Origin of the sequence: Paludisphaera soli (assembly GCF_011064595.1) — a bacterium.
Lineage (GTDB): Bacteria > Planctomycetota > Planctomycetia > Isosphaerales > Isosphaeraceae > Paludisphaera > Paludisphaera soli.
In genome coordinates this window covers 484,980-499,482 of the sequence record NZ_JAALJI010000001.1, presented here as the reverse complement: position 1 = coordinate 499,482, position 14,503 = coordinate 484,980, and the positions used below count along the sequence as shown (strand labels likewise).

Genomic DNA, 14,503 nt, shown 5'->3' with positions numbered 1-14,503 from the left:
GCGCTTCGAGCACAATCAGATAAAAATTCGTCAACCAATCGGCGCGGCCTGGCTCTCGTCTCGCTAGACGCGGGCGGCGTGGACCACTCGGGGGTGGCCTTGCAAATCACGAACCGTAGGCAGGACTTGATATTCGGGGTGACGAGAGAGGATGGCGCGAGCGGCCTCGTCCTGCCCGGCTCCGATCTCGATCATTAGTCGTCCGCCCGACTTGAGGAGCGGGATCGCCTGGGCCGCGAGGCGTTCGATCAGCTCCAGCCCGTCGGCGCCGCCGTCGAGGGCGAGCCACGGCTCGTAGTCGCGGACGTTGGGCTCGAGCCCCGCCAGGTCGCCGGAAGGGATGTAGGGTGGGTTGGAAACGATCAGGTCGAACGGCGGCCGATCAGCGACGGCGGCGAGCAGGTCGCCTTGCACGAACTCGATCCGATCGGCCACGCCGTGCCGCTCGGCGTTCCCGCGGGCCACGGCCAGGGCGTCGGGCGACACGTCGATCGCCGCGAAGGAGGCCGTCGCGTGCTGCTTCGCGCAGGCGACGGCCAGGCAGCCGGAGCCGGTGCCGACGTCGGCGGCGCGCGGGGATTCGAGGCGCTTGGCGGCTTCCACGAAACCCAGCACGAGGTACTCGGTCTCGGGCCGGGGGATGAGGACGGCCGGCGAGACGTCGAACCTGAGCGAGAAGAATTCCTTCCGACCCACGAGATACGCCACCGGCGCGCCGTCGGCCCGGCGTTTCACCAGGTCGCGGTAGGCGGCGCGGGGGGCGTCCTCCACGACGTCCTCGTAATGCGTGTAGAGCTGCACCCGCTCGAAATCGAGGACGTGGGCGAGCATGACCTCGGCGTCGAGGCGGGGGCTCTCGGCCCCTCGCTTCTTGAGGTAGTCGGCGGTCCAGGCGATAAGCCGGCCGATGGTCCACTCGGCGTCCGGCCTGGGGGCCGGCGTCGCGGGCCCGGCGTCGTCGGTCGGCGCGGGGTCTCGGGTGTCGGGCCGCATGTCCCCTCTTTCCGTGGCGTGAGGGCCGTTCAGAGGTCGCCGAGCTGCTCGCGACGGTCGTGGTCGACCAGTGCCTTGAGCAGCCCCGCCAGGTCGCCCTGGATCACCTGGTCGAGGTTGTAGAGCGTCAGGCCGATCCGATGATCGGTCACGCGGTTCTGCGGGAAGCTGTAGGTACGGATCCGCTGCGAGCGATCACCCGAGCCGATCAGCGTGCGCCGGGCCTGGTCCCGCTGGGACCGCGTCCGCTCCTGGAGCAGGTCGTAGATGCGCGAACGGAGCACGCGGAACGCCTTCGACTTGTTCTTGTGCTGGCTCCGCTCGTCGCGACAATTCACGACGATGCCGGTGGGCATGTGCGTGAGCCTCACGCCGCTCTCGGTCTTGTTCTGGTGCTGGCCGCCGGGACCGCCGGAGCACATCAGGTCGATGCGGACGTCCTCGTTGCGGACGTCGATCTCGACGTCCTCGGGCTCGGGGAGGACGGCGACGGTGGCGGCGGACGTGTGGATGCGGCCCTGGGTCTCGGTCTGCGGCACGCGCTGGACGCGATGGCCGCCGCTCTCGAACTGGAGGAGCCGGAACGCCCCCTCGCCGGAGACGCTGAACGAGACCTCGCGGAAGCCGGCCAGCTCGGTGGCCTCCATGTCGAGCAGCTCGATCTTCCAGCCCATCGACTCGGCGAAGCGCCGGTACATCTCGTAGAGGTCGCGGGCGAAGAGCGCGGCCTCGTCGCCGCCGGCGCCGGCGCGGATCTCCATGATGAGGGCCGCATGGTCGGTGCCGGACTCGCGGTCGTACAGCATGTTGCGGAGCGACTCGGCGTCGACCTCGCGGCGGTCCCGGAGCCCGGCGACCTCGCCCTCGGCATAGGCGCGCATCTCGGAGTCGGCCTCGCCGGCGAGCAGGCCTTCGGCCTCGTCGATCTGGCGGCCGAGGTCGAGATAGCGGCCGTAGAGGGTCGCCACCTTGGCGATCTTGCCACGCTCCCGCGACAGGGCGGTCACCCTCGCGGAGTCGGCCGCGACGGCGGGGTCGAGCAGGGCCTGCTCGATCTCGAGGAAGCGTCGATAGTCCGCCTGGAGCTTCTCGAACACGGGGGGATGACCTGCCAGGGGCCGGGGACCGAGGGCGACCGTCGCGATGCGCCGTCACGCGAAACGGCCCGGCGGTGGCGGTCGGGGAATCCGCCACGCGGGCCGTGGTTCGTGAGATCCTCGCGGAAGGACTAGGCCTTGGCGGGCTCGGCGGCGGCGGGCTCGGCGGCCTTCTTGGCCTTGCCGTAGGTGCCCCCGAACTTCTTGTTGAACTTGTCGACCCGGCCGGCCGCGTCGACGAACTTCACCGACCCGGTGAAGAACGGATGGCACTTGGCGCAGACTTCGACCGAGATCTTCGGCCGGGTGCTGCGGGTCTGGAAGGTGTTGCCGCAGCCGCAGGTGACCGTGGACTCGACGTAATTGGGGTGAATGCCGTCTTTCATCGCCGTCTGTTTTCTCGATTGAGAGTGGCGACCGGGCGGAATCTCGCGCTGGCCCCGGCCGAAGTCGTCATCTTATCACATCCCGACGCCGCTTCCCAAGGTCATTTCGGGGCCGACAGCCGCGCGGCGACTTCCTTCTCGACCTCGTCGTAGGTGAACTGGTTGTTGGGATCATCCATGGTGAACCGCTTCACCTCCTTGCCGTCGGGGCCGTACAGGAAGACGGCCGGGATCGCGCTGATGTCCAGCCGGTCGAACCCCGCGCCGAACTCTTCCTTCAGCAGGACGTTCGTGAAGGTCGCGTGCTTCTCCTTGAGGAACTTCTCGGCCTCGGCGATCGCCTTGGAGTCCTCGGCGTCGTCGAGCGAGAGCGAGACGACGGCGAGCCCCTTGGGGCCGTACTTCTCGTGCATCTCGACGAGGTGCGGGAAGTTCTCCTTGCAGGGCGCGCAGGTGGTGGCCCAGGCGTCAACCAGGGTGTACTTGGCTCCGTCCGTCGAGGCGAGGTGCTTCTCGAACTCGGCCCAGGTGAGCTGCTGGAGCGCGATCGGGCCGGCCTTGGGATCGTCGGCGCGCCCCGGGGCCGCGAGCGAACCGGCCAGGCAGGCCGCGAGGACGAGGGCGGACTTGCGGAACATGGTGTTCGATTCCTCGGAGTGGCCGGGGGGGGTAAGCGAATCGAGCCGCCGGACGAGGAGTCCGGCGGCCCGAGGGGGTTTCAGGAGCGGCGAGGCCGAGGGGCCTCCTCGGCTCACTTCTTGGTGTACTGGATGCCGCAGCCGAAGGGCTTGGTCTCTTCGATCGCGGGGGACTTGCCGGCGAGCAGGGCGTCGACGGCGTCCTTGACGTAGTGCTTGGTCGCCTTGGCTTCCTGCATGTTGTCGTCGAAGGAGCCCAGGTAGCGGATCGTGCGATCCTTGTCGAGGACGAAGAACGACGGCGTGTTCACGGCGCCGTAGGCCTTGCCGACGGCCTGGGTCTCGTCGTACCCGTAGATGTAGTTGATCTTGCCGTCGTTCTTGTCGGCGACCCGCTTCTTGATGGCGGGGAGCTTGTCCTGATCGATGTCGTTGACGCAGAGGCCGACGACGCGGACGCCCTTGTCCTTGTACTCGCTGGTGAACTCGTTGAGGCGGTCCTCGCAGCCCACGACCGCGGGGCAGTGGTTGGCCAGGAAGACCACGACGACGACGTCTTCCTTCACGTCGGACAGCGTGAGGCTGGTCTGCTCGCCCGAGGGCGAGACGGCCGGGATGCCCGAGAAGTCGGGGGCCTTGTCGCCCGGCTTCACGACCTTGTTGTAGCGTTCGCCCGCGAAGGCCGGGGCCACGATGGCCAGGGCGGCCAGGCTCAGGAGGACTTTCCGCATCGATGCTGACTCCGTCTGGGGTTTGAGGTCTGGGCCGGTAGTCGAAGGAGCGACTCCCTCGCCCACAGGACGAACCACCGATCGGTCCACGCGAGAGGCTCGCCGTCCGTCGGCGCGCCCGTCGGTACGCTCAGCTTTCTGGAGAAAGCGTTGTCGCTGGTCTACTGGGCCGGTGAAACTGCAGGCTTTCGAAGGCTTTGTATTTTGCGGCCGTGTTGGAATCGTCGCCACTCGCCGACGCGACGATCGCTCGATTATAGGTCGCACCCGCGGCCAGTCAACAACCCAGTCAATCCCGCCCAGACGCCCGTGGACGAGAGGTCGCATGCAGTCTGGGTGCCTGCGAATCGCTCAGGACCGCCGGCCGCTCCAGAACACCGCGTTCGTGATCGAGAGCCGGACCGAGGGGTGGAAGAGCACCGGGAACGACTCCGAGCCGGTGCGGAGGTAGACGACCCGGCCCTTGTCGACGGTCCAGGTCATCCCGCTGCGGACGGTCTCCCCGCGCTCCCACGACGAGACGAAGACGACGGTCTCGGGCTCGGGGACGGCGAAGGGCTCGGAGAACATGTCGGTCTTGGGGATGGAGAACGAGGTCACGCCGGCCGCGATCGGGTGCTCCGGCGCCTTCACCGTGATGAACTCGGGCCGACCGTCCTCGCGCCAGCTCCCCGGCTCGCACGGCATGCTGTCCATCAAGAGGCGGAACGGCTTGCTGCCGCACGACGCATAGAGGGCCACCAGACCGAGCCTCCCCTGGCGGACGCGGCCGGCGACGGCCTGGGCGCGGGCGTCCGGGACCTCGTCGTGGCGGGCGCGGCCCCACCAGACCAGGACGTCGGTCCGGTCCAGGTCCGAGTCCGAGAGCCCGTCCTCGGGCTCGCCGAGGCGTGCGCGCGTCACCGCGAGGCCCGGCTGGCGGGCCAGGGAGTCGGCCAGGACGACGTCGACCCCGTCGGGATACGCCGAAGGGGACGACTCCCCCTCGCACCAGACCCGGACGCGGACCGGGGCGACCGACTGCGCGCCGGCCGCCGAGACGCCGAGGGACGCGGCCAGGAGGGCGGCGGGGAAGAGCCGGCGCACGAAGGATCGGCGTTCGATGTTCACGGCGGTTCTCCTGGATGGGGGCGGGTTCCAGGTCGCGGGCGGGGCGGGGGGCGGGGCGGATTCGGAGGGTTCCGTCGAGAGGCGTCGACGGATGGGGGCCGGAAGTCTCGCCGTCTCCAACGATTAATCATCGTACGGGAGCGGCGTCGCGATCACAACTCCTTCCCGGCCCGGGACGGAAAGGTTCTGAAGGCGCGGATTGCGAACGGGCCGGGACGCCCCGCCGCGATCGGCGGGGGCCCGGCCCGGAGGCGGATTGGTCGTCGGGTCGCCGCGACTGCGGGCGCGGCCCGCGGATCAGCGGCCGTTGAAGCGAACGTCCTGGATCACGTCGCCCTGGGCGTGCTCGATGAAGTGCCAGGAACACTCGTCGGCGACGACCTGCAGCAGCTTGTTCTTGAAGGTGGACTCGCCGACGCCGGAGTCCATCGGGATCGGCCCCCGGATCGGGAAGGTCGTCTCCTGGTAGTCGTCGTAGATCGACTCCGACTCCTTGGGCTGGTCGGTGATCGGCTTCCCCTTGCTGTTCGTGGGGTGCTTCAGCTCGAAAGCCTGAATATGCACCTTGGCCGATCCTTCGAGGACGTTCAGGCTCCCGGGGTGCCGGGTCTGGAACATCTCGACCTCCAGCACGACGACGACGTCGGCCTCGAAGTCCTTGGCGGCCTCGGAGGGGTCGGACCACTTGGGATGGCCCTGGATCCAGTCGGCCACCTTTTCGCTGTCGACGGTGGTGATCTTCTTGTTCTTCTTGAGGTTGTTGGCGAACTGCCGCGCCAGGTCGCGTTCGAGCCCGGGGAAGCGGGCCAGGGTCCCGTCGTCGGCGGCCGAGAGCACGACGACCTTCTTCCCCTTAAGCGAGGGGCCGGGGGCCGGGATCGTGGGCTCGAAGGGCTGCAGGAAGTAGAAGAGCGTGCGCGGGTCGCAACCCGTGAGGGTCACCAGCAGGCTCAGGGCCGCCACGGTGGCGGCGAGACGTCGCATCCTCGTCATCGTATGGGGGTGCATCCTTCGCCCCCTCCTTCCTTGGTTCGGGCGCGGGCGGGACCGGGCCGGTGGCCGGCGCCGCGCCGGCGGGGGCCAGGTGGGCCGGGCCGTCAAGAAATCGCTTCAACCAGAATGCGGAACCCACCAGGACGATCAGGAACAGCAGGCCCACGAGCGGCTCCCCCGGCGACCGGAAGCCCCAGGGCTTCCGCGTCCAGGCGGCCACCAGCAACCAGGCGATCAGCGGGCCGGCGAGCAGGCCCACGAGCGCACCCGCCGGGTTCGCCCCCCAGGCCCGATCCAGCCGCCCCCTCGTCGCATGAGCCACGGCCGTCGTCGCCCCGCAGAAGGGGCAGTAGCGTCCCGTGTCGACCAGGAAGGAGCAGGGAGCGAGGCCGAGCTGCTCGTGCGAGCCATACCCGCGAGGGTCCGGCTCCAGCGAGCGGGCGACCGCCAGCATGATTCCCAGGCCGACCGCCAAGGCCGTCAGGAGCCACCGGACCGGCTGCGAGATCGGGGGCCGATTCAAGGGGTGTGCGTGCATCGCAGGGGATGGACCGAGGGCCTATCGAGACGCCGGCGGTCGGAACGCGAATCATGCGGAAATGCCGACGCAACGTACCGGGCCGCCCGATTCCTGGCAACCCCGGTTCAGAGCTTCTCCACCCACTCCTCGGCCTCGATCATGGCCGACTGCATCCGACGCTCGATCTCCAGCCGGCCGGCCTCCAGCGCCTCGCGGTCGGCGTCGGGGGGGATGAAGACCGGCGCGGGGGTGACGGCGGCCGCCTTGGAGCCGGGCTTGGGGACGCAGAAGCGGTCCCAGCTCTTCGCCCGCCAGGCGTCCTTGAACGCCAGACCCGTCCCGACCACCGGCAGCCCCGTCCGGCTGGCCAGGTAGGCAATCCCCTGGTGGACGTGCCGACGCGGGCCCCTCGGGCCGTCCGGCGTCACGCAGAGGTTCCCTTCGAGCTTCCCCGTCATCTCGCGCAGGGCCCGCGCGCCGCCCCGCGTGCTGGAGCCCCGGACCACGCCGAATCCCAGCCTCTTGACGACCTGCGTGATCATCTCGCCGTCGCGATGGTCGCTGATGAGGATGTTCATGCTCGGCCAGTTCCAATAGTAGGCCGGGAAGAGCATGACCTCGTGGAAGAACGCGTAGATGTAGCGTTGACCCGCTCGACGGGCGACCTCGGGGTCGACCGCGGGGTCCTCGTATCGGAAGTGGAAATCCCAGGTTCGGCCCAGCCCGCGGATCAGCTGCGAGCCGACGCATCCCACGGCCTGGATCAGGAGCGGATGCTGGATCTTCATGCCCGCCTCGCCTTCCTTCCCTGGAAGTGAACCGTCCGCCCCGATCGGCGACGACGCACCGGGGGCGCGAGGTGGAGACTAGGCGAAAGCCGCCAATCCCGCCAGTCCAGTTCGCGTCCCCGCCGCCCAACTCAACCTCGCTCGTTGCGGCGAGCCAGGGCGTCGGCGGCGGCGAAGATGAGGATCACCAGGCCGGTGACGAACGTCCGATACTCCTCCGGGAACCCGCTCATCGTGATCTGTGTGCGCAGGGCCTGGAGCAGCAGGCAGCCGGCCGCCGCGCCGAGGACGCTCCCGCGCCCGCCCTGGAGCGAGACTCCGCCGACGACGCACGCGGCGATCGAGTCGAACTCGTAGCCGACGGCCGTGTCGGGCTTGGAGACCCGAAGCCAGCTCAGGAAGAGGACCGTCGCCAGGCCGGTAGCCAGGCCGCTGAGGGCGAACGTCCAGGTGCGGAGCCGCACCGTGCGGACCCCCGCCAGCCTCGCCGCGTCGGCGTTGCCGCCCAGCGCGTAGACGTGCTGGCCGAACACCGAGCGTCGCAGCACGAGCCACGCGGCCAGCGCGACCGCCAGGAAGACCAGGCCACGATAGGGGATGTAGGTCGACCCGATCTGGAAGCCCGAATCGACGGCCTGGAAGACCCGGATGTTGGAGATGGGCCGCCCGCCGAGGGCGATGAATGCGGCACCCCGGAAGATCAGAAGCGTGCTCAGGGTGGTCACGAACGGGTTCGTCCGCACCACCGAGACGAAGAACCCATTGATCGCCCCGAGCGCGAGCCCGACCGCCAGCGCCGCGGCGATGCAGGCCGGGCCCGACCAACCTGCCTCCGAGAGGCGCCCCACGGTCGCCGCCGTGAGCGCCAGCATCGCCCCCTGCGACAGGTCGAATCCTCCGCCGATCAGCACGAACGACTGGCCGATGGCCAGCACGCCGACGATGCTCGCCTGGGTCAGGATGCTCGTGAGCGTCCCGGGCGTGAAGAACCGCTCGGTCCGCAGCATCAGGACCAGGGCGCCCGCGATCAGGAGGATCTGGGGGAGGCGGCTGAGGACGGAGCGGAGCGGGCGCGGCATGACGATTCCCTTGGGGCTTCGGCTTCGATGCGGGCGGGCCGTCTCAGCCCTCGACCATGGCGGCGACGACGGCGTGCTCGGTGAGCGCGGGGGGTTCGAGGACCTTCGCGACCCTCCCCTCGCGAAGCACGAGGCAGCGGTCGGCGAGTCGGACCATCTCCTGGGTGTCGGACGTGATCAGGAGCACGCTGCGGCCGGCGTCGGCCAGCTCGTCGACCCAGCGGTGGATGGCCTCGCGGGTCTTGACGTCGATGCCCCGCGTCGGCTCGTTGAGGATGAACAGCTCCGGGTTCCGCGCCGCCCAACGCGCCAGCAGCACCTTCTGCTGGTTTCCGCCCGAGAGCGTGAGCACGCGCTGGGAGAGCCCCGAGGCGGCCACCTCGAACTTCTCGCACCACGTCCGGGCCAGCTCGCGACGGCGACGGCCGTCGATCCATCCCCAGCGCGACAGGTCCCGGTCGCTGGCGATCGTCATGTTCTCCAGGACGCCCTGCGTGGGGATCAGGCCCCGGCCCCGGCGGTCGGCGGGGACCATCGCGACTCCCCGACGCGCCGCCTCGACCGGGTGGCGGGGCCGGAACGGCCGACCTTTCCAGGCGATCTCGCCCGCCGCCCGCGAAGCATCCCCGAAGAGGATGGCCGCCAGCTCTTCGTGCCCCGCGCCGGCGAGGCCGGTGAGGCCGACGACCTCGCCGGCGGCGACGGTCAGGTCGAGCCCGCGGAGCGTCTTGCCCGCGACCCGGGTCGCGTGCAGGAGCGGCTCGCCGGCGGGCTTGCGGGGCGGGCGCTCGCGGACGTCGACGGCCTCGCCGACCATGTGGGCGACGACCTCGCCGAGCGTCGTCTCGGGCGTCGGCCACGAGCCGACCCGCGAGCCGTCGCGGAGGACCGTGATCCGGTCGGCGATCGCGAAGACCTCCTCCAGATGGTGCGAGACGTAGAGGATCGCGAGGCCCCGGGCCCGAAGGTCGCGAAGGACCGCGAAGAGTCGCTCGGCCTCGGCCCGCGAGAGCGCGGCGGTCGGCTCGTCGAGGACCAGCACCCGGACGTCGCGGCCGAGGGCCTTGGCGATCTCCACCTGCTGCCGCTGGCCGATCGCCAGCGTGCCGACGTGGGCGTCGGGGTCAAGCGCGAAGCCAAGTTCGTCGAGCCGTCGCCTCGCCTCGCGGGCCATCGCCCGGCGGTCGATCCAGGGTCCGAATCGGGGCTCGGCCCCCAGCGCCAGGTTCTCGGCCACGGTGAAGGGGTCGACCAGGCTCAACTCCTGGTGGATGATCGCGATCCCCTCGGCGATCGCCGAGGCCGGGTTCGCGAACCGGACCGGACGCCCGTCGATGGCGATCGAGCCCGAGTCGGGACGCACCACGCCCCCGAGGATCTGGATGAGCGTGGACTTTCCCGCGCCGTTCTCGCCGCAGAGGGCGTGGATCTCCCCGCCGCGCAGCTCCAGGTCGACCCCCTTGAGCGCGCGGACGCCGGAGAAGGAACGGGTGAGGCCGTTCAGCGAGACGCGGCGAAGCTCATGCGGGTCTTGGGGCATCGGGCAGTCGGGGTCGGAGAGGTTCGCGACGGGCTCACGGGCGACGACGGGGCGAATGCGCGGGGAATTTGACCTCCGGCTCGTCGGCGGTCGGGCCCTTCTTGCGCTTCGCCGGGGCCTCCCGGCCGGACGACGGCTTGACCGGGGCGGCCCGGGCCTTCTTGGCGGCCGGGTCCTCGAACAGCTTGGGGATGACGTCGTCCAGCGTCTCGACGAACCGGAAGGTCAGGTCGGCCTTCACGTCGGCGGGCAGCTCGACGAGGTCCTTCTCGTTGTGGTGCGGCAGCAGGACCGTGCGGATGCCCGCGCGGCGGGCGGCCAGCACCTTGTCGCGGACGCCGCCGACGGGGAGGACGCGGCCGGTGAGGGTGACCTCTCCGGTCATCGCCAGCTCCATCCTGATCGGGCGGTCGCGGAAGAGGCTGATGAGGGCCGAGGCGATCGCCACGCCGGCCGACGGCCCGTCCTTCGGCACCGCGCCGGCCGGGACGTGGATGTGGACGTCGGTCTTGGCCATCTTGGCCGCGTCGAGCCCGAGCTGCTTGGAGTGGCTGCGGAGGTAGCTCATCGCCGCCTGCGCGCTCTCGCGCATCGAGTCGCCGAGCAGGCCGGTGAGCGTCAGGCCCCCCTTGCCGGGCATGCCCGAGGCCTCGATGAACAGGATCTCGCCGCCGGTCGGGGTCCAGGCCAGGCCGGTGGCCACGCCGGGGACGCCGGTGCGGTCGGCCAGCTCGCGGAAGTATCGCGAGGGGCCGAGCAGCTCGCCGACCTGGACGGGGCCGACGGTCACGGCCTTCTTCTTCCCCTCGGCGCGACGGCGCGCGACCTTCCGGCAGACGGCGGCCACCTCGCGCTCCAGGTTCCGAAGGCCGGCCTCGCGGGTGTAGTCGGAGATCACCTTGCGAACGGCCTGGTCGGTGATGTCCAGGTCGTCGGGGACCAGGCCATGGGCTTCCAACTGCTTGGGGATGATGTACTTCTGGGCGATCAGCGTCTTCTCCTCCTCGCTGTAGCCGGGGAGGTTGAGCACCTCCATCCGGTCGAGGAGCGGGGACGGGATCGACTCCAGCACGTTGGCCGTGGCGATGAACATGACCTTCGAGAGGTCGAAATCGACGTCCAGGTAGTGGTCGCGGAAGGTCCCGTTCTGCTCGGGGTCGAGCACCTCCAGGAGCGCGGCGGACGGGTCGCCTCGGAAGTCGTTGCCGAGCTTGTCGACCTCGTCGAGCATGAAGACGGGGTTGTTGGTCCCGGCCTTGCGGATCCCCTGGATGACGCGGCCGGGCATGGCGGCGACGTAGGTCCGGCGGTGGCCGCGGATCTCGGCCTCGTCGTGGACGCCCCCCAGGCTGACCCGGACGAACTCCCGACCCAGGGCCTTGGCGATGCTCTTGCCCAGCGAGGTCTTGCCGGTCCCAGGCGGGCCGGCGAAGCAGAGGATCGGGCCCTTCATGTCCTGCTTGAGCTTGCGGACCGCCAGGTATTCGAGGATCCGCTCCTTGATCTTCTCCAGGTCGTAGTGGTCCGTATCCAGAATCTTCCGCGCGCGGCGGAGGTCCAGCCTATCCTTGCTGGCCTTGTCCCAGGGGAGCAGCGCGAGCCAGTCGAGGTAGGTGCGGACGATGGAGTACTCGGCCGAGCTGGGGTGCATGCCGACGAGCCGCTCCAGCTCGCGCTCGGCCTCGCGCTGGACCTCCTCGGGAGGGTTGGCGGTCTTGATCCGCTCCCAGAGCTCGGCGACCTCGGGGTTCTCCCCCTCGCCCTCCCCCAGCTCGTCCTGAATGGCCTTGAGCTGCTGGCGCAGGAAATGGTCGCGCTGGGCCTTGGACAGCTCGGAGCCGACCTGCTCCTGGATCTTGGTGGAGAGTTCCAGCACCGCGAGCTGCCGCGAGAGGAACTGGGCGAGCCGCTCCAGGCGGACCCGCACGTTCACCTCGCCGAGCAGGACCTGCCGCTCCTCGATCGAGAAGGGGAGGCTCGACGCCAGCAGGTCCGCCAGCCGGCCGGGCTCGTGGGTGTTCATTGCGGCGACCTGCAGCTCCTCGGGGATCTGCTGGCTCTGGTCGACCATGCGCTGGAACAGGCGGTTGACGTGGTGGACCAGGGCGTCGACCTCCACGCCTCCCTCGTCGACCTCCTCCAACGGCTCGACTTCGCCGATCAGGTAGGGTTCGGTCTGAACGACGTTCACCAGGCGGGCCCGAGTCTGCCCCTGGCAGACGATCCGGGTGGACCCGTCGGGGAACTTGAGCATCTTCAGGACGGTGCCCACGCAGATCGTCGGGAAGAGGTCGTGCATCCCGGGATCGTCGATCTCGGGATGGAGCTGGCTAGCCAGGCCCACCAGCCGCTCGCCGACCATGATCTCGTCGATCAGCCGGATCCCGCTCGGGCGGTTCACCACCAGCGGCACCACCGTCTGCGGGAAGACCAGGTCCGACCGCAAGGGCAGGAGCGGCAGGCGATTCGGACGCCCCGAGGGCTCGTCCCCCGCCCCGGCCGAGGCCGACTCCGCGCGTGCCTCGTCTCGCCCCCCCCGATGCATCCCTTCGTCCCGCGCCGTCGGACGCTTCCGTGCCGACGACTTCTTCGTGCGTGAGTGCATGAAACCCTATTCTGCTCTCTCTCGAAAGCACGCGGATGAGGCCACGCCCCGGCGAGCCTCGGTCGGGGCGGACTCGTGAATTGTGGTCCAACATGCCGCGAAAGGGAAGAGGTGACCCGACGACCCCCGGCGCTCCGACGTAAATTCACAACCCGCCGTCACCTAGGGCGTCGATCGACGTACCGGCCGGTGTTCAATTCGAAACGAATGTTCACTGCCGCCACCAGTCGTCGTCGCGTTGGCCGAAGGCCCTCATTTCGTGCATGGACTGGAGCATCTGGAAGTTCAGGAACGCGAAATAGCCCATGAACACGGCGAGGAACAGGTTCCCCGATCGGACCCCCAGGAGGAGGGCGAGCACGCCGGCCGTCAGCAGGGAGAGGATGTGGCTGCGTCGGACGCCATGGTTCGGGTCCACCTTCGACCAGACGACCTGCGTGGCCTGGCCGCCGTCGAGCGGCCAGATGGGCAGAAGGTTGACGAGGGTCCAGTAGAGGTTGATCTGGAGGAGGTCGAAGTAGAACTCGCCGGCGTTGCGCCCGGGGAGCTTCCGACCGGCCTCGACGAGGGTCCCCATGTCCGGCGTGACGCCGACGACCAGTTTCATGAACTCCAGGTGGTCGCCGGGGGTCATCCCGGTGGCCAGGCTGGTGACGACGAGCGTCAGGAGCAGCAGGAGTAACCCCGCGCCGGGCCCGGCCAGGATCACCGCGAACCGCTGCCAGGGCGTCCGCTCGGTCCCGGAATAGCAGAGCCCGCCGAGGCCGTACAGCACGATGGAGGGGGAGCCGCCGAACCGCTTGCCCATCAGCGCGTGGCCCATCTCGTGGACCACGATCGAGGCGAAGACGCAGGCCATCCAGATCGCGACCCTGCCGATGTCGCCGTCCTGCCATCCGAGGATCGCCGTGACCAGCCAGAAGAAGGGATGGACGCGCACCGGCACGTCCAGGAGCTGGAATCGCAAATCGTAGGGCGTACTGGGCGCGACGCTGCTCATCAGATCCTCGCAGTTCCCCGTCGCCGGACGACGGGCCTGGAAGCGGGTTCGGGGTCGAGCCTACAATGGTACCGTCGCGCCCGGCCCGTCGGCCAACCGATCGCGGACGCCCCGGGCGGACCTCCTCCCTCCGACTTCATCGACCTGCTCATGAAATTCACGAAGATGCACGGCCTCGGCAACGACTACGTGTACGTCGAGACCTTCTCCCAGCCCGCGCCGGCCGACCCGGGCGCGCTGGCCCGCGCGGTCAGCGACCGCCATTTCGCCATCGGCTCGGACGGGCTCATCCTGATCATGCCGAGCGAGCGGGCCGACGCCCGGATGCGCATGTTCAACGTCGACGGCTCCGAGGGCGAGATGTGCGGCAACGGCGTGCGCTGCGTCGCCAAGTTCATCCACGACCACGACATCGCCCGCAAGCCCCGCGTCACGGTGGAGACCGGCCGCGGGGTGCTCACGCTCGACCTCACGGTCGAGGCCGGCGAGGCGAAGCTGGTCCGGGTCGACATGGGCGTCCCCATCCTGGCCGGAGCCGAGATCCCGACGACGCTCCCCGGCGACCCCCCGATCGACGTGCCCCTCGAGATCGGCGGCAAGGAGCTGCGGCTCACCGCCGTCTCCATGGGGAACCCTCACGCCGTCCTGTTCGTGGACGACGTGGACGCCTTCCCGCTCGAAGCCCTCGGCCCCCTGATCGAGCGCCACCCCACGTTCCCGAAGCGGGTGAACGTCCACATCGCCCAGGTGATCTCGCCGCGCGAGGTCCGCATGCGGACCTGGGAGCGGGGGTCGGGCATCACCCTGGCTTGCGGCACCGGCGCGTGCTCGGTCGCCGTGGCCGGCGTGCTGAGCGGCCGGACGGAGGGCCGCGTGCTCGCCCACCTGCCGGGCGGCGACCTCCACCTGGAATGGCCCGCTCGCGACGCCTCGGTCTTCATGACCGGGCCCGCCACCGAGGTCTTCTCCGGCGAATGGCCCGACGCCTGATCGCGACCCACGTCACGGTCCCCCCTCGAGGAC

The 14,503-nt window shown here is 69.7% G+C and carries 14 protein-coding genes; 1 reads left to right on the top strand and 13 read right to left on the bottom strand.

Features of this window, described 5'->3' with window-relative positions; translation table 11 throughout:
* Positions 1–63: 63 nt before the first annotated feature.
* The 13 genes from prmC to G6O68_RS01755 form a co-directional block, all read right to left on the bottom strand.
* Positions 64–993: a peptide chain release factor N(5)-glutamine methyltransferase gene (prmC, locus tag G6O68_RS01815; RefSeq protein WP_165244158.1), complete on the bottom strand. Its 930-nt coding sequence runs from the start codon at positions 991–993 to the stop codon at positions 64–66.
* Between the two features lie 29 nt (positions 994–1,022).
* The gene (prfA, locus tag G6O68_RS01810; protein WP_165244156.1) at positions 1,023–2,090 is read right to left on the bottom strand and encodes a peptide chain release factor 1; all 1,068 of its coding nucleotides are present in this window, start codon (positions 2,088–2,090) and stop codon (positions 1,023–1,025) included.
* 131 nt (positions 2,091–2,221) lie between these two features.
* Positions 2,222–2,476, bottom strand: a complete 255-nt coding sequence (rpmE, locus tag G6O68_RS01805; protein ID WP_165244154.1) for a 50S ribosomal protein L31 — start codon at positions 2,474–2,476, stop codon at positions 2,222–2,224.
* 101 nt (positions 2,477–2,577) lie between these two features.
* Positions 2,578–3,114: a TlpA family protein disulfide reductase gene (locus tag G6O68_RS01800; RefSeq protein WP_165244152.1), complete on the bottom strand. Its 537-nt coding sequence runs from the start codon at positions 3,112–3,114 to the stop codon at positions 2,578–2,580.
* Between the two features lie 113 nt (positions 3,115–3,227).
* Positions 3,228–3,845, bottom strand: a complete 618-nt coding sequence (locus tag G6O68_RS01795; protein WP_165244150.1) for a redoxin family protein — start codon at positions 3,843–3,845, stop codon at positions 3,228–3,230.
* Between the two features lie 351 nt (positions 3,846–4,196).
* The gene (locus G6O68_RS01790; RefSeq protein WP_165244148.1) at positions 4,197–4,955 is read right to left on the bottom strand and encodes a ThuA domain-containing protein; all 759 of its coding nucleotides are present in this window, start codon (positions 4,953–4,955) and stop codon (positions 4,197–4,199) included.
* Positions 4,956–5,252: 297 nt separating this feature from the next.
* The gene (locus G6O68_RS01785) at positions 5,253–5,918 is read right to left on the bottom strand and encodes a hypothetical protein (RefSeq protein WP_390625345.1); all 666 of its coding nucleotides are present in this window, start codon (positions 5,916–5,918) and stop codon (positions 5,253–5,255) included.
* Positions 5,809–6,402 (bottom strand): DUF2752 domain-containing protein, encoded by a 594-nt coding sequence (locus G6O68_RS33470; protein WP_390625344.1) that lies wholly within the window; start codon positions 6,400–6,402, stop codon positions 5,809–5,811. Before G6O68_RS33470 ends, G6O68_RS01785 begins: the two co-directional genes overlap by 110 nt.
* A gap of 191 nt (positions 6,403–6,593) precedes the next feature.
* Entirely contained in the window at positions 6,594–7,256 is a 663-nt protein-coding gene (locus tag G6O68_RS01775; RefSeq protein WP_165244142.1) for a lysophospholipid acyltransferase family protein, read from the bottom strand.
* Positions 7,257–7,387: 131 nt separating this feature from the next.
* Positions 7,388–8,335: an ABC transporter permease gene (locus G6O68_RS01770; RefSeq protein WP_165244140.1), complete on the bottom strand. Its 948-nt coding sequence runs from the start codon at positions 8,333–8,335 to the stop codon at positions 7,388–7,390.
* Between the two features lie 43 nt (positions 8,336–8,378).
* Positions 8,379–9,875 carry a sugar ABC transporter ATP-binding protein gene (locus G6O68_RS01765; RefSeq protein ID WP_165244138.1) on the bottom strand — a complete coding sequence of 499 codons (1,497 nt, stop codon included), beginning with the start codon at positions 9,873–9,875 and terminating at the stop codon, positions 8,379–8,381.
* 34 nt (positions 9,876–9,909) lie between these two features.
* A complete protein-coding gene (lon, locus tag G6O68_RS01760) occupies positions 9,910–12,480 on the bottom strand; it encodes an endopeptidase La (protein WP_165244135.1) in 2,571 nt (856 codons plus the stop codon).
* A 211-nt stretch (positions 12,481–12,691) separates the two neighbouring features.
* Complete coding sequence (locus G6O68_RS01755; RefSeq protein WP_165244133.1) at positions 12,692–13,480, bottom strand: site-2 protease family protein; 789 nt, start codon at positions 13,478–13,480, stop codon at positions 12,692–12,694.
* A gap of 150 nt (positions 13,481–13,630) precedes the next feature.
* Between G6O68_RS01755 and dapF the strand changes: the two genes are divergently transcribed.
* Entirely contained in the window at positions 13,631–14,470 is an 840-nt protein-coding gene (dapF, locus tag G6O68_RS01750) for a diaminopimelate epimerase (protein WP_165244131.1), read from the top strand.
* The last annotated feature ends 33 nt before the right edge of the window (positions 14,471–14,503 follow it).